The sequence below is a fragment of the Helicobacter pylori genome, from assembly GCF_014496965.1.
Taxonomy (GTDB): domain Bacteria; phylum Campylobacterota; class Campylobacteria; order Campylobacterales; family Helicobacteraceae; genus Helicobacter; species Helicobacter pylori_CZ.
In genome coordinates this window covers 146,692-169,133 of the sequence record NZ_JACTCR010000001.1, presented here as the reverse complement: position 1 = coordinate 169,133, position 22,442 = coordinate 146,692, and the positions used below count along the sequence as shown (strand labels likewise).

The window sequence follows — 22,442 nt, the reverse complement described above, 5'->3', positions numbered from 1 at the left end:
CTCACTCATCAAACGGCTTAGCCTTATACAAAAAGAAAAAGAGGATTAGAAGCGTTAAGGCAAAGTGCATGGTGATGATGGTTAGGGGCGAAAAGTAACGCAATTCCAAACTGCTGAGCGATAAAACTAGCACAGAAACCACACGCACGCAGCTTGATGAAAGCGATGAGAGCGATGAAATGTTGTTTTTGGAAACGAATTTGGAAAATTGATACCCCAAGCAATAACTCATGTAAGTGAAAAACGCCACCATGAGCGCATACACCCCTATGAAACAATAAGGGATATTGCTAAGCAATAAGGGGCTAACGCCAAGCAACACCAAAAGCGAACTCAAGGCGATTTTTTGGCTGTAATTGGAGGCTTTTAAAAAATGAATGAGGATGGAAATCACTTGAAAAGCGATATAAAACACAAAAAGGTATTGCTCTTTAACGCCTTGTTTTAAAAAATACGCTTGCCACATTTGAAAATGGCTCATAAAAAAGATGGGCATAATCAAATGCCCCACTAACAAAATTTTAAGCTTGGGGTTATCTTTAAGCTCTTTAAGACTGCCTTTAACTTGCTCTTTAAGGAGTTTCAGGCTTTTTTGGCTTTTAAAATCCGCTTCTTTTTCTTTAAAATAAATCACGATCGTTAGCGCACAGAGCATGATTAAAAAAATCCCCACGATATACAGCATCGCATGGACTTTGAGATACAAAAATGATCCCAAAGAACTCCCTATAATCATGCCTAAATAAGTGATTTGATTGTTTTTAGCTAAAAACTTGGATAAATCCTTTTTATTTTCTTTAATGTCCGTGATGAGTGAAGCTTCAATCGTGCCGCTAGAGCATGCGCTATACAAACCATACAACCCCCACGCTAAAAGCATGAGAATAAAGCTATCAAAGAAAAGCACCAACGAAAAACTAGCGATTAAAAAAACATTAGAAACAAGGAATAAATTTTTCCGGCTCATCAAGTCCGCTAAAACGCCGCTCGGGTATTCAGCCACCAGCACGCAAAAGCTAAAAAAGGTTTGCACGAGCAAGATTTCACTCAAACTAAGCCCTTTAGAAAGCAACAAGGGGGTTAAAATCGCATGGGGCAAGCTTTGAGCGATGATTAAGAGAAAATTCGCCCCATAGTAAGCTAAAATGTTTTTTCTTAACATTTGAAAATTATAATTAAAACTAGCTTATAATACAGCGTTATATCTTTTCATTAAGGGGTATTGATGCTAACCCAATTAAAAACTTATCCAAAATTACTCAAACATTATGAAGAAATTAAAGAAGCGCACATGCACGATTGGTTTTCTAAAGACAAAGAGCGAGCGAGCCGTTATTTCGTGCAATTGGAAAGCTTGAGCTTGGACTATTCCAAAAACCGCTTGAACGATACCACTTTAAAGCTTCTTTTTGAATTAGCGAAGGATTGCTCTTTAAAAGAAAAGATTGAAGCGATGTTTAAGGGCGAAAAAATCAACACCACCGAAAAAAGGGCTGTTTTACACACCGCCTTAAGAAGTTTGAACGACACTGAAATCTTGCTAGACAACATGGAAGTGTTAAAAAGCGTTCGGAGCGTTTTAAAACGCATGCGAGCCTTTAGCGATAGCGTGAGGAGCGGTAAAAGATTAGGCTATACCAATCAAGTGATCACCGATATTGTCAATATCGGTATTGGGGGGTCAGATTTAGGCGCTCTAATGGTTTGCACCGCCTTAAAACGCTACGGCCACCCGAGATTAAAAATGCATTTTGTGTCTAATGTGGATGGCACGCAGATTTTAGACGTTTTGGAAAAAATCAATCCGGCCAGCACGCTTTTTATCGTAGCTTCTAAGACTTTTTCCACTCAAGAAACCTTAACCAACGCCCTAACCGCTAGAAAATGGTTTGTAGAAAGGAGCGGCGATGAAAAGCATATCGCTAAGCACTTTGTAGCGGTATCCACCAACAAAGAAGCCGTGCAACAATTTGGCATTGATGAGCATAACATGTTTGAATTTTGGGATTTTGTAGGGGGGCGTTATAGCTTGTGGTCAGCTATTGGCTTATCCATTATGATCTATTTAGGGAAGAAAAATTTTAACGCTCTTTTGAAAGGGGCGTATTTGATGGATGAGCATTTTAGAAACGCCCCTTTTGAAAGCAATTTGCCCATTTTAATGGGACTGATTGGCGTGTGGTATATCAATTTTTTCCAATCCAAAAGCCACTTGATCGCTCCTTACGATCAGTATTTAAGGCATTTCCCTAAATTCATTCAGCAACTGGATATGGAAAGTAATGGCAAACGCATCAGCAAAAAAGGCGAAACCATCCCCTATGACACCTGCCCTGTTGTTTGGGGCGATATGGGCATTAACGCTCAGCACGCCTTTTTCCAACTCTTGCATCAAGGCACGCATTTAATACCCATTGATTTTATCGCTTCCTTAGATAAAAAGCCTAACGCTAAAGGCCATCATGAGATTTTATTCAGCAATGTTTTAGCGCAAGCGCAAGCTTTCATGAAAGGCAAGAGTTATGAAGAAGCGCTTGGGGAATTGCTTTCTAAAGGTTTAGACAAAGATGAAGCCAAAGACTTGGCCCACCACAGGGTGTTTTTTGGCAACCGCCCCTCTAATATCCTTTTATTAGAAAAGATTTCACCAAGCAATATTGGGGCATTAGTGGCTCTTTATGAGCATAAGGTCTTTGTGCAAGGGGTTATTTGGGATATTAACAGCTTTGATCAATGGGGCGTGGAGCTTGGGAAAGAACTGGCCGTGCCGATTTTACAAGAATTAGAAGGGCATAAAAGCAACGCTTATTTTGACAGCTCCACTAAGCATTTGATAGAAATGTATAAGAATTACAACCAATAGGCTTTGTTTTATGACCAGATAAAACCTAAAAAACGATAAAGCGAAGCTTAACCCCATTCTCAAGCGATCCATTCAAAATCATCCGTTAATCATAACGGATTTTAGCACCATATATTAGCCATTTGAGTTTAAAGGGAGTAAATTTTCTACAAATTAATCGTTTTTAGCCTTTAAAAGCTTGACTTTCTCATCATACGCATTATTTTACATATTATAATTATTTCAAAGCTAAGAATAATAAAAACTAAAGAATAGATTTATCTTTAAAAGTATTTGCATTTATCAATCTCATTTTAGGAGGCATGCATGAAAAAGGCAAGTCAGGTTTTATTCTTTGGGGCATTTTTAAGCTCTTCTTTACAAGGTTTTGAAGCTAAGCTCAATGGCTTTGTGGATCAATCCAGCACTATCGGTTTTAACCAGCATAAAATCAATAAAGAAAGAGGCATCTACCCTATGCAGCAATTCGCAACGATTGCGGGCTATTTAGGGCTTGGTTTTAGCCTGTTACCCAAAAAGGTTTCAGACCATGTTCTAAAAGGCAAAATAGGGGGCATGGTGGGATCTATTTTCTATGACGGCACGAAGAAGTTTGAAGACGGATCTGTAGCTTACAATCTCTTTGGTTATTATGATGGGTTCATGGGGGGTTATACAAACATCTTACAAACCGATAGCCTTGAAGCACAGAACATGAAATACAATAAAAATGTCCGCAATTATGTCTTTAGCGATGCGTATTTGGAATACCGCTATAAAGATTATTTTGAAATAAAAGCCGGGCGCTATTTATCCACTATGCCTTATAAAAGCGGTCAAACGCAAGGCTTTCAAGTTTCTGGGCAATACAAGCATGCGCGCTTGACTTGGTTTAGCTCTTTTGGGAGAGCGTTCGCTTATGGTTCGTTTTTAATGGATTGGTTTGCCGCACGGACCACTTATAGCGGAGGCTTCACCAAAAACGATAAGGGAGGTTATGATAGCCATGGGCGAAAGGTGCTTTATGGCACGCATGCAGTGCAACTCACCTATAAACCTCATCGTTTCCTCATAGAAGGCTTTTATTACCTTTCGCCTCAAATCTTTAACGCTCCAGGCGTTAAAATTGGTTGGGACTCTAACCCTAATTTTAGCGGCACAGGCTTTCGCTCTGATACAGCTGTCATAGGGTTTTTCCCCATTTACTACCCTTGGATGATCGTTAAATCCAATGGAAGCCCGGTCTATAGATACGACACGCCTGCCACTCAAAACGGGCAAAACCTCATTATCCGCCAACGCTTTGACATCAACAATTACAATGTTTCCATCGCTTTTTATAAAGTCTTTCAAAACGCTAATGGTTGGATAGGCAATATGGGGAATCCAAGCGGTGTGATCATGGGGAGTAACAGCGTCTATGCGGGTTTTACAGGCACAGCCCTTAAAAGAGACGCCGCTACCATTTTCCTTTCTTGTGGCGGCACTCATTTTGCCAAAAAATTCACATGGAAATTCGCCACACAATACTCCAATTCAGTAGTCTCTTGGGAAGCGAGAGCGATGATCTCTTTAGGCTATAAATTCACTGAATACTTGAGCGGTAGCGTGGATCTTGCGTATTATGGCGTGCATACTAACAAAGGCTTTAAACCGGGTGAAAACGGGCCTGTGCCTAAAAACTTCCCCGCCCTTTATTCTGACAGGAGCGCTTTATACACGGCCCTAGTAGCATCTTTTTGATGCTACCCTATGATTATGGTAGGCGTCATTTTGATGCTACCCTATGATTATGGTAGGCGTCATTTTGACGCTATCCTATGATTATGGTAGGCATCTTTTTGATACTGCGATAACAATGAGAGATTGATTGTATTCTGTTATAATACGAAATCTATTGTAGATTAGAGGAATAGCAAATGACTACAAAGCTTTCATGCAAAGGTTTATCGCGAAGTATTCAACGCTTTCACATTGATGATATAGAAAAAAGCATAGTTAAATACACTATTGAAACTATTAATCCGAATCACACCGATCTAAGCTTATTTGCCAGCAATCATAATGAAGATATTGTAAATATTTTAAGAGATAACAAAACGCCAATTTGCTTTGATGTGTTTAATGCTTTATTTGAAAATCTACTTGATCAAGAGAGAAAAACAAAATTTGGTATGATTTTTACTCCAAAATATATTGCAGATTTTATTTGTAATGAGACTTTTGCTAAGTTTGAAGATCTCAATAATATTAAAGTTATAGACCCTTGTTGTGGGTGCGGAATATTTCTCATATCTGCAATAGAGCAAATTAAAAGCAAGACCCAAAAAAGCATAAAGCAAATCATCAAAAATCAAATTTTTGGACTTGATATTGATAAGGACAATGTCAAAAAAGTAATATTGCTTCTGAAGATTATGGGATTAGTGTATAACGAAAATATTGAAGACTGTGACATTAACATAAGGCATTGTGATAGCTTGATAACAGATTGGAAGTTGGCATTTGATATAGATTTTGATTGTATCATTGGTAATCCCCCATATATCAATCCCCATTCTTTATCAAAAAAACAAACTGCATTTTTAAAACAAAATTTCCAAACAACAAGTAGTGGTGTGTTTAACATTTTTTATGCTTTTATTGAACTTGGAATGAAATTTATAAAACCAAATGGATTTTTATCTTACATTGTCCCCAATAATTTTTTTACCATTAGTGCGGCAAAGCCGTTGCGAGATTTTATAGAGCCTTATCTTTGCGAATTGATTGACTTTAAGGATAATATGGTATTTAAACCTACAAGGACATACAGCACGATTATCACTCTCTCGCTCAATGATAATAAGTGCATAAAATATGCAGACATACAGAAAACAAATCAAGTAGCAACTTATTTGGATAATATCGCGTATAAAATGTTGGATAAAAAAAGTGTTTTTGGACATAAATGGCGATTTTTAGATTTTAGCGTGGAGTCAAATATCAAAAAAATTGAAAATCAATTTTTTGTATTAAAACCTTTTATAAATACGGGCATTGCGACGCTGAGAGATGAAGTATACTGCGTGGATTTTGATGGTAAATTTTTTTTTAAAAATGTTAATGGCAAAAAGTATATTATAGATTCGGACTTAATAAAGCCAATCTATAAAATCCCAAAGTTTAAAAACTCAAAACAAAGCGGATATTTTATATTTCCATACACAATTAAAAATAATATAGCTACCATTATAGATGAACGCACAATGCAAAGAGAATTCAGCAATACTTATGAGTATCTGTTAGCACGAAAAAACGAGTTAGATTTAAGAGATAAAGGCAGGGCAAATCCTGTATCTTGGTATGCTTATGGTCGCACACAGGGATTAAATAAAAGCGGCAAAAAATTGCTTTTTAGCACCTTTGGAGCAAAGCCTAATTTTATATTTATAGACAATAAGACAGCGTTGTTTTGTAATGGGTATGCCATTGTTGAAAATGATAGTATAGAGCTTGAAATTTTACAAAAAGTGTTAAATTCTTGCATTGTTCAATACTATATTCAACATACAAGCTACCAAATTGATGGTGGGTATTTTTGCTATCAAAAGAAATATATTGAAAAATTTGGTATTCCTTATTTTGATTTCAAAGAAAAAGAGTTTTTGCTAAAAGCTAGTCCAAAAGAAATTGATACATTTTTAATTGATAAATATGAGATGATTTTATAATGTTTGCATATTATCTCTTGCAAAAATTTAAAAAATGTCTTGAACATGCAATTTTGCAAAAAGGCGAAAAAGGTTTTAGTAACATTATACGATCGCAAAAACCGATCAATTATATCCACGAAATGATCAAGCAAGATTTGGTTAAAAATGGCATTGTAAAGGAAAATATATTTCCGCCTTTAGGCAGCTCAAAACCAGAAATCAAATTGGCAGGTTTTTTTAAGCAAAAAGACCAAGATATTTGCGTTATACCAAATAATATGGATAAAAATAAAATTCTCATCAATTGGGGACCACTAAATTTTGAAAACAAAGAGGATATTTATGGTTTTGAATTTTCTCAAAAATGCCTAGTGATAAATATCCGCTCACAAATGAGAAGTATCGCTAAAAATACCGACACGCTTTTTGAGAGAACATTTGCTGAAAGCCTAAATCTGCACATGCGCTATCCAAAAATCGTGCTGGGTGAATTTTATCTCATACCTGTTAGAGAATATAGCCTTAAGTGCTCTAAAAGAAAACAAATAGGTTTCGAAGATAAACTCACAAATATTGAAAAATATATATCATTTTTTAGTGCAATAAGTGGGCGAGATTCTAGTAATACAGATTTATGGAAATATGAAAAATGCTGTCTAATGATTGTTAATCTGGATTCTCAAAAGCCATTTTTTTATAATAATAGCTACGAACTTAAGCATGACAAGATTGTTTCTGAATATTTTGCGTTAGAATATGCGGACATAGGTTTTGATTTATTTGTTAGCGATTTGTTAAAAATATATAGAAATAGATTTTCAACTAAATATGGGTCAAGATAACTCAACCGGATTTTCTCTCCAATCAATCGTTATCATACTTAAACCCACACTTTACTTACCCCTAGAGGATAAGCTTTTATTGTGTCTTTTTGACATGCCAAATATTTAAAACTTGCTTATCGCTCTCTTTTTTCCTTACATATTTTTATTTATTAAACAACTTTGATATAGGGCGTTTCAGCCAGCGGCGGGTAAATTTGATTCTTAAAATAAGCGTTTGAGCAAATCCTAACGCTCACGATTAAAACCAGTAGCGCTACAAGCATGAAAAACACGCACAAAATCGCATCAATAGCGTGGTTAAAAAAGGATTTTTGGAGCGTTTTTAGCGCTTTTTCATCGGTAGTAATAGCCATTTTTTCCTTGATGATTTGCATTTGTGCCACATGCGAAACATTATTCAGCACGCTATCATTACTTTTTGGCATCACCTTTAAAATACCGCTATAAAAAGTGATGAATAAAATCAAAACTGCCGGCAAAGTGCTTATCATCGCCCCCTTAAAACGCCCCATTTTAAACAACACCACCGTAACCAGCAACAACGCCATGCCCGCTAACATCTGATTGCTCACACCAAATAAAGGCCATAGCGTATAAATCCCCCCTTTAGGATCGATCGTGCCTTGATACAAGAAATACCCCCACCCTGCCACGCACAAAAGAGTGGCAAAAATCCCAGCCTTATAAGAGCTAAGATTACCCAAAGGTTTATAAACATTACCGAGCAGATCCTGAATCATGAAACGAGCGGTTCGTGTGCCAGCATCCACAGCGGTTAAAATGAACAAAGCTTCAAACAAGATCGCAAAATGATACCAAAACGCCATCACGCTTGGATCCCCTAAAATGTGATACACAATCATCGCTAAACCGATCGCAAAAGTGGGCGCCCCACCGGTGCGGCTCAAAATGGAGCTTTCACCGATGTTTTTAGTCATCTCACGGATTTCTTCAGCGCTGATATTAAACCCCCATGAGCTAATCACTGAAGCCGCATCAGCTATATCTTTACCGATGCTCACTTCTGGGGAATTGATAGCGAAATAAAGCCCTGGGTGCAAGATCCCTGCACACACCAACGCCATAAGAGCCACAACGCTCTCCATCACCATAGAGCCATAGCCCACTAGCCTGGCGTCGCTTTCTTTAGCGAGCATTTTAGGGGTCGTGCCTGAAGAAATTAAAGCATGAAAGCCGCTAATCGTCCCGCAAGCCACCGTGATAAACAAGAAAGGGAACACGCTTCCTGCAAACACAGGCCCACTGCCATCTACAAAGGGCGTGATTTTAGGGATTTGTAAAGGCGGAGCGACAAAAATAATAGCCACAACCAACACCCCTATAACGCCAATTTTTAAAAAAGTGCTTAAATAATCTCGTGGAGCGAGTAAAAACCATACCGGTAAAATAGAAGCCACAAACCCATAGCCCATGATCATCCACGCTAAAGAACTGGCATCAAAGGTGAATATTGACGCTAATTTAGGATCTAAAGAAACGTATTTACCCGCATAAATCGCTATAATCAACAAAATAAAGCCGATAACAGAAACTTCTAAAATCTTATGCGGCCTGAAAAACCGCATGTAAAGCCCCATAAGAATCGCAATGGGAATAGTCATTGCGATCGTAAAAAAGCCCCAAGGCGAATGCGCTAAAGCCTTCACCACCACCATCGCTAAAATCGCAATGATAATGAGCATGATCCCTAAAATGCCAAGACTTGCGATCATGCCTACAAATTGACCCATTTCAAGCTTGATCATTTCGCCTAAAGACTTGCCATCGCGCCTAATAGAAGCAAAAAGCACCACAAAATCATGCACGCAACCCCCTAAAACCGAGCCTATCAAAATCCATAAGATAGAGGGCAAGTAACCCATTTGAGCGGCTAGTATCGGGCCTACTAAAGGGCCAGCCCCAGCAATAGCGGCGAAATGATGCCCAAAGGTGATGGCTTTATCGGTTGGCACAAAATCCTTGCCGTCATTCCTTACGCATGCGGGCGTGGCTCTGTTATCGTCTAGCTTTAACACCCGATAAGCGATAAAATGGCTATAAAAACGATAGCCTATGCTATAAATGCAAGCGCTCGCTACTACAAGCCATAGCGTGTTAATGCTCTCGCCCTTGTGTAAGGCTAACACCCCTAAACAGATCGCCCCTAAAATAGCGGCAAAAACCCAAGCCAAAGAAACTAAACTTTTTTTCATGTCCTCTCCATTTAATGATTGTTTAATCATTGTTGTTAATTTCAGCCAGTTTTTTTATTATAATCCAAATTTTCTTTGAATAGTGGCAAAATGGCTCATAAACTTCCCGCATAAAGGCTTGGGTTTTCCAAACTTCTAACAATTGGGGCAAATGAGAGCTGTTTTTTAATGTGGTGCGTTAAACACCATCAATTTTAAGGTAAGCGTTATGGCATTAGATTGGGATTTTATGTTGCACTCCATCCCTGCGTTTCTTAAGGGGTTAGAACTCACGCTTTATATTTCTTTCTTTGGGATTTTGCTCTCTCTTTTGGTGGGGTTTTTGTGCGCGATCGTTTTGTATTTTAAAACGCGCTTTATCTCTCCTATCGTCTATATCTATGGCGAAATCGCTAGGAACACGCCCCTACTCATCCAGCTTTTCTTTTTGTATTACGGGTTGAATGAAATCGGTTTGAGCGCTTTAGAGTGCGCGATTTTAGCGTTAGGGTTTTTGGGTGGGGGGTATATGAGTCAAAGTTTTTTGCTTGGGTTTAAGAGCTTGGCTTCCATTCAAAAAGAAAGCGCTTTGAGTTTAGGGTTTGGCCCTTTGAAGATGATGTATTATATTATTCTGCCTCAAAGTTTAAGCGTTTCTATGCCTTCCATAGGGGCGAATGTGATTTTTTTACTCAAAGAAACTTCGGTGGTGGGCGCGATAGCCCTAACCGATATCATGTTTGTGGCGAAAGATTTTATTGGCATTTATTACAAAACGACTGAAAGCCTTTTGATGTTAAGCCTCACTTATTTGATCGCTTTGCTCCCTTTAAGCGTTTTGTTTGTGATCTTAGAGCGTTCCTTTAAAAAGAAAGTGGCTTAAAATGGGAGTTTTGTTAGAATTAGACAACCTTAAGCGTTTGTTAGAAGGGTTTGAAACCACTCTTTTAATCGCTCTTAGCTCTGCGGTTATTTCAATCATTGTTGGAATGCTTTTAGGGAGTTTGATGGCGTTTGGCTCTAAAATAATGGTTTTGGCGTGTCGTGTGTATTTAGAAAGCATTCGCATTATCCCGCTTTTAGCATGGCTGTTTATCGTGTATTTTGGGTTAGCGAGCTGGTTTGATTTGCATATTAGCGCCGTTTTAGCGAGCGTTATTGTTTTTAGCTTGTGGGGGGGTGCTGAAATGATGGATTTGACTAGAGGGGTTTTAACTTCCGTGAGCAAACACCAAGTAGAAAGCGCTCTGGCTTTAGGCTTAGATTCAAAAAAGGTGATTTTTAATATTATTTTCCCTCAAAGCTTTTTGTCTTTATTGCCCTCAAGCCTTAATTTATTCACGCGCATGATTAAAACCACAGCCTTAGTCTCTCTCATTGGAGCGATTGATTTGTTAAAAGTGGGCCAGCAAATCATAGAGCTTAACCTCTTACGCATGCCCAATGCGAGCTTTGTGGTTTATGGCGTTATCTTAATGTTTTATTTTAGTTTATGCTATAGTTTGAGCCTGTATAGTTCCTATTTAGAAAAAAAATTCCAACACATTAGAGGGTAAAATGAGCGCGATTTTAGAAACCAAAGGGTTAAAAAAAACCTATCAAAACCATTTGGTTTTAGACGGCATCAATTTCACTTTAAATAAGGGTGAAGCGGCAGTGATTTTAGGGCCTAGCGGGTGCGGGAAAAGCACTTTTTTAAAATGCCTAAACGGGCTTGAAAAGATTGATGGAGGTGAAATCCTTTTTGAAAACACTAACCTTAACAATAAGGCCACCAACTGGAATCAAATGCGCCAAAAAATAGGCATGGTGTTTCAAAATTATGAGTTGTTCCCGCATTTAAACGTGCTGGATAATATCTTACTCGCCCCCTTAAAAGTGCAAAAACGATCCAAAGATGAGGTCATTGCTCAAGCCGTAGAGCTTTTAAAGCGAGTGGGTTTGGAGCATAAACAACAAGCTTACCCTAAAGAATTGAGCGGCGGGCAAAAACAACGAGTAGCGATCGTGCGTTCTTTGTGCATGCGGCCAAAAATCATGCTTTTTGATGAAGTAACCGCCTCATTAGACCCTGAAATGGTTAAAGAAGTTTTAGAAGTGATTTTAGAATTAGCCACAACGGGCATGAGCATGGTGATTGTAACGCATGAAATGAAATTCGCGCAAAAAATCGCTCATAAAATCGTGTTTTTTGATAGCGGTAAGATCGCTGAAGAAAACAGCGCCAAAGAGTTTTTTAACCACCCGAAATCTCAAAGAGCGCAAAAATTTTTAGAAACTTTCCATTTTTTAGGGAGCTGTTAAATAAAGTTTGCTAAAAAGATAGTTTTAATTTTAAAAAAAGGTGGTTTTATGAAAACAAACGGGCTTTTTAAAATGTGGGGGCTATTTTTAGTTTTAATCGCTTTAGTCTTTAGCGCATGTTCTGATAGCCATAAAGAAAAAAAGGACGCTTTAGAAGTCATTAAACAAAGAGGGGTTTTAAAAGTGGGGGTTTTTAGCGATAAGCCTCCTTTTGGATCTGTGGATTCTAAAGGGAAATATCAAGGCTATGATGTGGTCATTGCTAAACGCATGGCCCTTGATTTATTGGGCGATGAAAATAAAATAGAGTTTATTCCTGTAGAAGCCTCAGCTAGGGTGGAATTTTTAAAAGCCAATAAAGTGGATATTATCATGGCTAATTTCACGTGCACTAAAGAAAGAGAAAAAGTCGTGGATTTCGCTAAGCCGTATATGAAAGTCGCTTTGGGGGTGGTTTCTAAAGATGGGGTCATTAAAAATATAGAAGAGTTGAAAGATAAAGAGCTGATTGTGAATAAAGGCACGACAGCGGATTTTTATTTCACTAAAAATTACCCCAATATCAAACTTTTGAAATTTGAGCAAAACACAGAGACTTTTTTAGCCCTTTTAAACAATAAGGCTATCGCTCTAGCCCATGACAACACTTTATTGCTCGCTTGGATAAAACAGCACCCTGAGTTTAAATTAGGCATTACAAGCCTTGGCGATAAAGATGTGATCGCTCCAGCGATTAAAAAGGGCAACCCTAAGCTTTTAGAATGGTTGAACAACGAAATTGATTCCCTCATTTCTAGCGACTTTTTAAAAGAAGCTTACAAGGAAACTTTAGAGCCTGTTTATGGCGATGGAATCAAACCGGAAGAAATTATTTTTGAATGATTTCTTTAGGCTTTGATTTCTTGACAGGGTGCGTTTTTATTGCTAAATTAGCAATTTTGTGATCTTTTTGTTTTTCATTTTGGAATATATTTGTTTGATTTTACATTGAAAGGATTTGTTGATGAGTTATTTTTATAAGCGTTGTTTGAAATTTTCATTAATTGGGTTGCTAGGGCTTTTGAGCGTTCAGCTTGATGCTAGGAGTTTTGTTGATGGGGATTTAGACATTCAAAAATTCAGCTATGAAGATTCTCTACTTAAAAAGGGAGATCCTAATGGCGTGCATAAGGTTCAGGTGCGAGATTATAAGGGCAAAATGCAAGAAGCTGAGATCCACTCAGAAATACGCATTGCGGTTAAACCGGGGGTTAAAAAAGAAGTTAAAAAAGGCAAGATTTATAGCGCTCAAATCAATGATGGCATGTGCTATGCTTTTAGAATGCTCCAAACCGGCGATAATACCACAGGTCTTGATTCTAAAGAGTTCCCCAAGCAAAGTCGTGAAAAAAAGGGCCGAGTGATCACCTTAATCGGTAAAGATGAAGTGCCTTATCTTATTTTAGAAACCGATTGCCAAGTGGGTGATATTGCAAAGATCTCTTTGGTAGGTAATTTTGATGGCACTGGGTTTCTTACGGAATATAAATTCAAAGACGCTAAACCCATTTACTAGTCTTTATTCTTTGCTTCATTCTTAAAATCTCTTAATCTTTTGTGGTTAGGGGATTTTTTTATTCATTAGCAGTGTTTTTGATTGCATCTTAAAAATTTTAAAAACCCTGTTTGTGTTTTTGCCTCAAGTTGTTAAAAAAGCTCTGTCCTCATCAAATACTGACAAATAAAACCTTATTTAACTTTGGCATTTTCAATTTTTAAAACAAAACCAAAGAAAGTAAGAGAGAAAACAAGTAGGGAGAGAAACCCCCCTTTTTTAGGAGTTTTCTTCTTGTTTATACCCTTTAAGCGCAAAGAAGAGGATATAAAAATAGCATAACAACGGCACACCATAAGCGTAGAGCAAATTTGATTCGGTTGCTGTTAGCATGTCTGTAACCGCACCTTGAATGGGGGGGATTAACGCCCCTCCTACAATCGCCATGCTAATCACTCCAGAAGCCTTAGAAGTGAGATGCCCTAAATTGAGCGTAGCCAAAGAAAAGATTGTAGGGAACATGATAGAGTTGAAAAAGCCCACAAAAGTCAGAGCGAATAGAGCGATCTTGCCTCCAACGATAATGGCTAAAGCAATGAGAACAATAGAGCTTAAGGCGTTGAAAGCCAGGTATTTGTTGGGGGCAACTTTATTCATCAAAACGCTACCCAAGAAACGGCCCACCATCGCGCCTCCCCAATAATACACCAAGTAATGCGCGCTTGATTGAGGGTCTAAATTCAAAAGTTTTTCAAAGCTTAGCACCAAGAATGAGCCAATCGCAACTTCTCCGCCCACATAAAAAAAGATCCCTAAAGCCCCAAAAACAAAGTGTTTGTGCGAAAACAGGCTTTTTTGCGTTATCTCTTTGGGCATTTCTTTTTCCACATCAGGCAATTTCAAAAGATACATGATGAGCGCTAAAAGAAGCGAAAACACCGCCAAGCCCAAATAAGGCATTTGAACGCTTTTAGCGTCGGCTAATTTATCTATCAAACTTGCATTATCGCCCATTTTAGTTGTGCTAAAAATCAACAAGCTCCCAAAAATAGGCCCTAAAGTCGTGCCAAGCGAATTGAACGCCTGGACTAAAACCAGGTTTCTGGCTTCTTTACCTTTAGAAAGCAAGGTTACAAAGGGATTGCCGGCAGTCTGTAAGCACACAATCCCACTCGCTAAAATAAACAACGCTCCTAAAAAAAACCCATAGGAACCAAAATGCGCCGCCGGATAAAACAACGCGCACCCCGTCGCTGTGATCACAAAACCAAGCACCACGCCAAAAGGGTAGCCGATTTTACTGATCACATTCCCAAAAACTCCTCCCATGATGAAATACGCCCCAAAAAAGCAAAATTGAATGAGCGAAGCTTCAAAATAGGTCAAGTCAAAAATGGGCTTTAAGTGTGGGATTAAAATGTCGTTTAAAACCGTGATAAAACCCATTAGAAAGAATAGCGCTGTCAAACTCCCCAGCGCCAGAGTGTTAGAAGTTTTTTGCATACCTTCTCCTTTTTTATTGAGTTGATATAATAATAATGATATTACAATTATTTTAAGATAATAATCTGTCTAAATAAAGAAAAAGAGGCATGAAATGGGTAAAAAATGCAAAGCCCCTTAAAAAGAGCTTAACGAAAGATAAATACAGAAACAGAAATGATGCAGAGAATGATGATGCCTGAATTGAGCGCTTTGAAGTCTTTTTGAACCAATTTGATGATACTATAAGACAAAAAGCCAAAGGCTAAGCCATCGGCAATAGAGAAGGTTAAAGGCATCATCACCACGGTTAAAAAAGTGGAAACGCTAATGGCCATGTCTTTAAAATTCACCCCTTCTAACACGCTAAACATCAAAACCCCTACTACCACTAGCACCGGATAAATTGCGTTGCTGGGAATGGCTTTTAAAAGAGGCAAGCAAAAGAGCGTTAAAACAAAAAATAATCCGGTAAAAACCGCTGTAAGCCCTGTGCGGCCCCCCTCTTCAACCCCACTCGCGCTCTCTATAAAAGCGGTCGTGGTAGAAACGCCTACCACCGCGCTCCCTAAAGAAGCCACCGCATCCGCTTCTAAAGTCTTTTCCAATTCCTTGTTTTTTTCTTCATCATTGAAAAAATCAGTCTTGTGGCCAATCCCTGCAAGCGTGCCTAAAGAATCAAACAAATCGGTTACAAAAAAAGTGATGATGACTGGCACTAACGCTAAAGTGAAAGCCCCACTCGCATCAAAAAAAATGCCCTTAAAATCTAATTGAAAGGCGATAGGGCCAATGCTAGCGGGCATGGAAAAAAATTCGCTAGGGTAAGGGGCTAGCTTTAAAACCCATGCGAGAATGGAAGTGATTAAGACCGCTATAATGAAAGAACCCTTGATTTTAAGCGTGTAGAGCGCGAAAGTCAAAATGATCCCCACAACCCCCAATAACACATGCGGATCGCCAAAATCGCCTAAGGTTACAAGCGTAGCCTTATGGGTAACGACAATATGCATTTCTTTAAGGCCAATAAACGCAATAAAAGCCCCTATCCCCGCGCTCACCGCGCGCCTTAAATCGCTAGGAATGCTTCGCATGACCCAACTTCTAAATTTAGTGAAAGACAAAATCACAAAAATCGCTCCCGAGAGCGCTACGATGCCTAAAGCGCTCTGCCAAGGGAGTTTTAGCCCTTGAACTAACCCAAAGCTAAAATAAGCTGACAGCCCTAAGCCCACGCTCATAGCGATGGGAGTGTTTGCCCACAATCCGTTAAACACGCTTGATAAGATAGTGATAATGGCCGTTGCGCTCAAAAGGGCTTCATAAGGCATGTTGGCTTGAGAAAGGATAAGAGCGTTTAGTGGCACGATGTAAATCATGGTGATAAAAGTCGTTAAACCCGCTCTAAACTCGGTGGCAACGTTAGTGTTGTGTTCTTTAAGCTTGAAAAACCCCATGTTAGATAACTCCTTACTATTTGGTATAGATTAATTTAATAAGGGGCTTTGGGGTCATGCTAGCGCTATTTTATTTTAAATTGCCTTAAGACGCTTGATTGTGTTGTTTCAATCAAAAGAAGTGAGTAAAAAATCCTTTTTTTAAAACCTCCGCTAAAAAATGATCGTTTTTAATGAAAACCACAAAAAAAGCTCATCTTATAAGACAATTTTACTCTTTAATGGTTTTTAAAGAAAGCGTTTTTTAAATTTGAAAAGATTGTTATAAAACAAACGCCCCATAAGAGCGATTATGGGGATAAATTCTAAAAAGGAGTTTGCCATGGAAAACTAAAAACGAAAAATAAAAATGGCTAAAACATTATACCTTAAAATTTCTTTTTTTAGGTTTAATAACTATTTTTTTGAAAATTTTTAGCTTTAGAGGTTTTTTAAAGCCCCCCCTTTTTTAAAAAAGAGAGCTTTTAATAAGCGAACACATAATTGAGATACACACTATAGAGTCTTCGGTATTCTAGTTTAGTTCCCAAGTAAGAATAGTAATTCGTGTTAATGGTAGGGATTTTCACGCCCAATTCCATGCCATGTTGAGCCGCATGATGACTATCTTTTTTCTTAGGCCTAGCGAGATTGGTTCTCAAGCCTAAATTGAATAAAAATTGGAAGTTAGCCGTATTCACTTTAGCGCTATAGACATTGCTGATGGTTTTTAAATTCACGAATTGAGAATTAAGCCATGAAGTCCCTGCTAAGGCGATTCCTCCAAAAAGCCCAAAAGAAATCTGGTTATTCTTGCCTAAAAAGTTGGTGTTTTTATCATTGATGAAATTAAACAACAAATCGCTACCCACCCCATAAGTCCAAACATCAGAAGCCGAATTAAAAAAGCTGGATTTGATATAGGCGTGGTTGTAATCAAAGAAACCATAATACCTTAACCCCCATCTTTTCTTTTCTCCAAAAAATTGCTTATAACCCACTTGCACCCCAAGGCCATTCAAGGCGCCGTTATTCGTGGTTGAAGAAGCGATCATGCCCATATTCCTAAAAGGATTGTTGCCAAGTTCTTGAATAAGGGTGTTGGCTAGGTTTTGCGCTTGATCGAGTTGGGGCGTTGTCTGGTTGTTAAAATCAGCGGCACTTGTTTTTAATGAATTCAGAGTTTCTTCCACGCCAGCACACCCGTTCCCCCAATTGTTCTTTTGATTTTGCATTGTCATATTCGCGCTGCTTATAGCACTCGCATCGCATTTTCCTATGTAGTCTTTAAGATGGCCTGAAGAAAGTTTGTTAAAATCGCTCTCCACTTGATTGGCTAGTTTTAAAATTTCTGCTTGAGATTGCGCGTTTTTGAGCATTTTTTGAGCTAAAGCCGTAAGACTGCTAGGGGTGTTAAGGTTGAGATTATGGGGTTGTGTGATATTTTTTGGTTGGTTGGCGCTGAGTTGTTGGGTTTCTTGAACGATTTTTTGCGCATTATTAATCATGTCTGAAGCGGCACTAAACTCCGCACCAAAAGTCTCGCATGAATTTTTGCCGCCACCGGCTGTTTGCCATGAAGGGGTGTTTGTAGTAGCTGTGCCACTACTTCCACTACTAGATTTCGCTATCAACATGGGGCAATAATCTTTAAGGGTATTGACAATCGTTTGCGCTTGAGTCAAAAGATTTTGCGCATCATTAGTCGTATCAATAACAGAAGTTGTCGTTTTAGTTTGATTATCTTGTTGATACTTTGATGTGGTTACATGCGCTTCTAATTTTTCCCCTTTGCTATTTAAAGGAGCAAGCCCAGCTTGTTTTAAAGCTTTTGAAAGAATCTGATAAGCTTCATGGATTTTTTCATATTGCTCAATAGATAGAGAAACATTTTTGTCTGCTTTTAATGTATTTGTGCCACTAGAACTATGAGTGCCATTACTATTTGTGCTCCCACCGCAATTGATTGTAGTGCCGTTGCCATTCTCATCGGTGTAGTGGAAATTTTTTTGATTGTTTTCGCCTGGACTTTTGGTATAGCCTCCGCATATGACCGCATAACCCATGCTATTCCATAGCCCTAACACCGATCTCAACGCTAAAAGCGTGGCTTGATAGGCAGGGGAATTGGTTGTCCCACCGGCTAAAGTTTTTGCGCGTTCGTTCAAATTATTAACCGCTTGGTTGATCGCTTGCGCGCTTGTCTTTGAGTTTGTGCCATTATCGTTGGTTAAAAGCTTGCTTAATTGTTCATAAGCGTCTGAAAGTTTTTGCACCTTGTCGGCGTTTTTCACTTTTTGAACCGCTTCACCGATTTGATAACCCACGCTTAAAAAAACGCCGTTATCTTCAGCATGGAGCAATGACGCCGCAAGAGTTAGAGAAAGTAGAATCGTTTTTTTCGTTTTTTTCATAAGATGTTCCTTAAAGTAATGTTTTATTGCAAAAAATGTATCAAAATGAGAATTTATTTACAATACGTTTAATTTTATCATAAATTTATTGGATTTCAAAAAAAGTTTTAGGGTGTTTTGATGCGCTCAATCAAGCTTTTAAGAGTGTTTTTATTTAATTGGGATTTGGTTTTTAGAAAGATTGTTGTAAAATAAACACCCCCATAAGTAGCTTTATGGGGATAACCTTTAAATAAGGAGTTTGCCATGAACGACAAAAATGGCAAAAACTCTTGGAAAACATTATACCTTGAAATTTCGTTTTTGGGGTGTAAAGTGGTTGTTTTATTGAAGCGATAGTTTTGTAAAACGAAGTTTCTGTAAAACGATAGCTTTTGTTTTTCCAAAGTTCCCTTAAGGCTTTTAGCTTTAAGGGTTTTCCTTAAAAGTTTATCCTTAACTTATGGGGGCAACAAAAAAGGCTAACTCATCATCTCTAAGGCTAGAGTGATCATGTTATCAAAGCTTTCTATTCTTTCTTTAGGGCTTAGGGCTTCTTTAGTGATCAAGTGATCTGAGACAGAACATAAACATAAAGCTTTAGCGTTCAATTCCATCGCCGTGGCGTATAACCCTGCCGCTTCCATTTCAATAGCCAAGTGGTTGTATTGGGCCATTAAATCAAAAGCATGCGTTTCAAAAGAATAGAAAAAATCGCTTGAAAAAACATTGCCTATTTTCAAATCAATACCCAAACGCTTTGCTGTTTGATACGCCCTTAAACTCAATTCAAAATCAGGCGTTGCACTCAAATCGTGGTTTAAAAAACGCACCCGATTGGTTTTAGAATCCGTTGAAGCTCCAGTGGCCATGACAATGTCTTTCAGGCCAACTTTTGGGCTAATCGCCCCGCAAGTGCCAATCCTTAAAAGCTCTTTAACCTGATAGGTTTTAATGAGCTCTGTTACATAAATCGTGCATGACGCAATGCCCATGCCATGCCCCATTAAAGAAATCCCCTTACCCTTATACTTCCCGCTAAAGCCTAGCATGTTACGCACATTCGTGATCTCTTTGGCGTCTTGTAAGAATTTTTTCGCAATGTAGCTCACCCTTAAAGGATCGCCGCATAAAAGGCATTGAGGGTAAAAATCGCCGATTTTGGCGTTGATGTGAGGGGTCATGATTGTCCTTTAAAGTTTAATAAGTTTTTGCCATAATCTAAGGGGCTTAATCCCAAAAAGTGGGCAATGCTTTGCCCAATATCCGCAAACGACTCGCTCTTGCCTAAAAAGGCTGGTTGCAAATCTTTATGATAGAACAAAACAGGAATGTATTCTCGGGTGTGATCCGTGCCTTTAAAGCTGGGATCGCACCCATGATCGGCGCAAAGAATGAGCAAATCGTTTTCTCTTAAATTTTCTAAAACCTCTTTTAAGCGCGCATCAAAATACTCTAAAGCGTTAGCATACCCGCTAATATCGCGCCTATGCCCATAATCGCTATCAAAATGCACAAAATTCGTAAAAATCAAGCTGTTGTTTTTAGCGTTTTTGACCTGCTCTAAAGTAACATCGCATAATTCCATTAAACTACCGGCTTTGAACTTTTGAGTGATCCCCACATGAGCGTAAATATCAGCGATTTTTCCAATGCTAATGACTTCGCCTTGTTTTTCTTCAATGAATGTTTCAAAAAGCAATTTTTTATGGGGCTTTATCGCATAGTCTTTGCGATGAGCGGTGCGTTTGAAATCCTCTCTATTTGCGCCAACAAAGGGGCGTGCGATCACTCTAGCGATCTTTAAAGGTTCTAGAATTTGAAACGCTTCTTCACAAAGAGTATAAAGATTATCCAATCCAAACTTTTCTTCATGCACAGCGATTTGAAACACCGAATCCGCTGAAGTGTAAAAAATGGGGTATAGAGTTTCTAAATGCTTTTCGCCTAAATCTTTGATGATTTCTGTCCCTGATGCGTGGCAATTCCCTAAATAACCCTTAATCTTAGTTTTACGCATAATCTCATCTAAAATTTCTTTAGGGAAGGAATTGTTTTTGTCTTTAAAATACCCCCACTCAAAAAGAACGGGCGCGCCCATCATCTCCCAATGCCCAGAAATCGTATCCTTAGCGCTAGAAAGTTCTTGCGCATAAGCGTAAGCCCCTATTAGATTCGGTTTAGATTCAAAGCCTAAGGGCAATTCATTGGCGGCTTTTAAAGCGCTCAACCCTAAACCCAAACTCTCTAAATAAGGCAGTTTCAAAGCCCCATTGCGATCGTTAGAATCAGCTAGGTTGTTAAAACAAGCCTTAGCGATATTGCCTAAAGTGTTCGCTCCCAAATCGCCAAAATCTCTAGCGTCTTCACTAGCCCCTATACCAAAAGAATCCAGTAATAAGATTACCACTCTTTTTTGCATGTTTTGTCCTTTTAATGAGCGTTTAGCCCTATGAATAACCCAGCGATAGTCGCGCTCATGAAATTAGAAAGCGTGCCTACAAGCACCGCTTTTAAAGCAAGCCTTACAATGAGATCTTTCTTTTTAGGCACTAAACTGCCAAGCCCCCCAATGAGCATAGCGACTGAGCTTAAGTTAGCAAACCCGCACAACGCAAAAGTGATGATCGCTTTAGTTTTCTCGCTCAAGATTAAAGGAGGGTTATCGCCCAAATAAGGTAAAAATTGCATATAGCCCACAAATTCATTGAGCGCGATTTTAATGCCTATGATTTCTCCAGCAATCCCGGCCTGGCTCCAAGGAATGCCTAGCATAAAGGCTAAGGGTTTTAAGAGCGTGCCTAAAATCAACCCCAAAGACAAATGCTCCATGCCTAAAAATCCCCCTACAACCCCTAAAAGCCCGTTAATGAGCGCAAGCATCCCCACAAAGGCTAAAAGCATCGCTCCCACATGCAAAGCTAAATTTAACCCTGTGCTTGCCCCATTAGCGATAGCTTCTATGGCATTGACATGCTTTTCTGCAGAAACATCTGCATGGCTAGAAATGGTTTCGTTTTGCGGGTAAATGATTTTAGCGAACAACAAACCCCCAGGAGCGGACATAAACGAAGCGGCTATTAAATAAGGCAAAGGAATGCCCATGCTCGCATACCCGGCTAACACAGGCCCCGCAACGCTAGCCATGCCCACGCACATGACCGCAAAAATCTCTGAATCGCTCATGCTTTTCAAATAGGGTTTAATGACTAAGGGCGCTTCGGTGTGCGCTACAAAAATATTAGCCGCTGCGCTCATGCTTTCTGCTTTAGAAGTTCCTAAGCATTTTTGCAACGCCCCGCCGATGAGGTTGATCACTAAAGGCATGATTTTTAAATAATATAGAAGTGAAATCAAGCTAGCAAAAAAGATAATGATCGCTAAAACGTTGATTGCAAAGATAAAGCCCCCTATCCCTTGATCGCCCTTAGCGTTTGGAGCGAGATTGCCAAATAAAAAGCGCACCCCCTCATAGCCGTAACCAATCACGCTTTGTATGCCGCTAGCTAAACCCTGCAGTATTTCTCTGCCCAAAGGCACATATAAAGCCAACGCCCCTAAAGCCACTTGAATCACAAAGGCGCTGACAATCGTGCGATAATTTATAGCCCTTTTATTGCCAGAAAACACCCAAGCAATAAGAAAAAGCACCGCCATCCCTACAACACTAAAAAGAGAGCTAAAAATCATCGTCAAATCCCTAATGTTAAGAAATTAAA

Annotated in this window: 17 protein-coding genes; 9 read left to right on the top strand and 8 right to left on the bottom strand. The window is 38.8% G+C overall.

Annotated features, from left to right (window positions below; translation table 11 throughout):
- Position 1: 1 nt before the first annotated feature.
- Positions 2–1,162, bottom strand: a complete 1,161-nt coding sequence (locus H7O61_RS00900; RefSeq protein WP_187874862.1) for an HP1165 family MFS efflux transporter — start codon at positions 1,160–1,162, stop codon at positions 2–4.
- A gap of 63 nt (positions 1,163–1,225) precedes the next feature.
- Between H7O61_RS00900 and pgi the strand changes: the two genes are divergently transcribed.
- The 4 genes from pgi (at position 1,226) to H7O61_RS00880 (ending at position 7,379) form a co-directional block, all read left to right on the top strand.
- Entirely contained in the window at positions 1,226–2,863 is a 1,638-nt protein-coding gene (gene pgi, locus H7O61_RS00895) for a glucose-6-phosphate isomerase (protein WP_187874861.1), read from the top strand.
- A 306-nt stretch (positions 2,864–3,169) separates the two neighbouring features.
- Entirely contained in the window at positions 3,170–4,585 is a 1,416-nt protein-coding gene (hofH, locus tag H7O61_RS00890; RefSeq protein ID WP_187874860.1) for an outer membrane beta-barrel protein HofH, read from the top strand.
- A 176-nt stretch (positions 4,586–4,761) separates the two neighbouring features.
- Positions 4,762–6,555 (top strand): HsdM family class I SAM-dependent methyltransferase, encoded by a 1,794-nt coding sequence (locus H7O61_RS00885; protein WP_187874859.1) that lies wholly within the window; start codon positions 4,762–4,764, stop codon positions 6,553–6,555.
- Entirely contained in the window at positions 6,555–7,379 is an 825-nt protein-coding gene (locus H7O61_RS00880) for a restriction endonuclease (RefSeq protein ID WP_187874858.1), read from the top strand. The genes H7O61_RS00885 and H7O61_RS00880 overlap by 1 nt, the downstream gene beginning before the upstream one ends.
- 152 nt (positions 7,380–7,531) lie before the next feature.
- Here H7O61_RS00880 and H7O61_RS00875 read toward each other — a convergent pair whose 3' ends face one another.
- Positions 7,532–9,625, bottom strand: a complete 2,094-nt coding sequence (locus tag H7O61_RS00875; RefSeq protein WP_187874857.1) for a carbon starvation CstA family protein — start codon at positions 9,623–9,625, stop codon at positions 7,532–7,534.
- Between the two features lie 178 nt (positions 9,626–9,803).
- Between H7O61_RS00875 and H7O61_RS00870 the strand changes: the two genes are divergently transcribed.
- The 5 genes from H7O61_RS00870 (at position 9,804) to H7O61_RS00850 (ending at position 13,433) form a co-directional block, all read left to right on the top strand.
- Positions 9,804–10,457 carry an amino acid ABC transporter permease gene (locus tag H7O61_RS00870; protein ID WP_187874856.1) on the top strand — a complete coding sequence of 218 codons (654 nt, stop codon included), beginning with the start codon at positions 9,804–9,806 and terminating at the stop codon, positions 10,455–10,457.
- Position 10,458: 1 nt separating this feature from the next.
- Positions 10,459–11,130, top strand: a complete 672-nt coding sequence (locus tag H7O61_RS00865) for an amino acid ABC transporter permease (protein ID WP_077386600.1) — start codon at positions 10,459–10,461, stop codon at positions 11,128–11,130.
- Between the two features lies 1 nt (position 11,131).
- A complete protein-coding gene (locus H7O61_RS00860; protein WP_187874855.1) occupies positions 11,132–11,878 on the top strand; it encodes an amino acid ABC transporter ATP-binding protein in 747 nt (248 codons plus the stop codon).
- 48 nt (positions 11,879–11,926) lie between these two features.
- The gene (locus H7O61_RS00855) at positions 11,927–12,760 is read left to right on the top strand and encodes a transporter substrate-binding domain-containing protein (protein ID WP_187874854.1); all 834 of its coding nucleotides are present in this window, start codon (positions 11,927–11,929) and stop codon (positions 12,758–12,760) included.
- Between the two features lie 121 nt (positions 12,761–12,881).
- Positions 12,882–13,433 carry a hypothetical protein gene (locus H7O61_RS00850; protein WP_000120141.1) on the top strand — a complete coding sequence of 184 codons (552 nt, stop codon included), beginning with the start codon at positions 12,882–12,884 and terminating at the stop codon, positions 13,431–13,433.
- Positions 13,434–13,691: 258 nt separating this feature from the next.
- On the opposite strand, the gene H7O61_RS00845 is transcribed toward H7O61_RS00850, so the two are convergent.
- From H7O61_RS00845 to H7O61_RS00820, 6 genes are all read right to left on the bottom strand, one after another.
- A complete protein-coding gene (locus H7O61_RS00845) occupies positions 13,692–14,915 on the bottom strand; it encodes a sugar MFS transporter (RefSeq protein ID WP_187874853.1) in 1,224 nt (407 codons plus the stop codon).
- A gap of 128 nt (positions 14,916–15,043) precedes the next feature.
- Positions 15,044–16,351 (bottom strand): NCS2 family permease, encoded by a 1,308-nt coding sequence (locus tag H7O61_RS00840; RefSeq protein WP_079295624.1) that lies wholly within the window; start codon positions 16,349–16,351, stop codon positions 15,044–15,046.
- A 464-nt stretch (positions 16,352–16,815) separates the two neighbouring features.
- Positions 16,816–18,744 carry a Hop family adhesin HopQ gene (gene hopQ / locus H7O61_RS00835; RefSeq protein ID WP_187874852.1) on the bottom strand — a complete coding sequence of 643 codons (1,929 nt, stop codon included), beginning with the start codon at positions 18,742–18,744 and terminating at the stop codon, positions 16,816–16,818.
- 461 nt (positions 18,745–19,205) lie between these two features.
- Positions 19,206–19,907, bottom strand: coding sequence for a purine-nucleoside phosphorylase (deoD, locus tag H7O61_RS00830; protein ID WP_001947323.1), 702 nt, complete (start codon positions 19,905–19,907; stop codon positions 19,206–19,208).
- Positions 19,904–21,145 carry a phosphopentomutase gene (locus tag H7O61_RS00825; protein ID WP_187874851.1) on the bottom strand — a complete coding sequence of 414 codons (1,242 nt, stop codon included), beginning with the start codon at positions 21,143–21,145 and terminating at the stop codon, positions 19,904–19,906. Before H7O61_RS00825 ends, deoD begins: the two co-directional genes overlap by 4 nt.
- An 11-nt stretch (positions 21,146–21,156) precedes the next feature.
- Positions 21,157–22,413, bottom strand: coding sequence for a NupC/NupG family nucleoside CNT transporter (locus H7O61_RS00820; protein ID WP_187874850.1), 1,257 nt, complete (start codon positions 22,411–22,413; stop codon positions 21,157–21,159).
- Positions 22,414–22,442 lie beyond the last annotated feature (29 nt).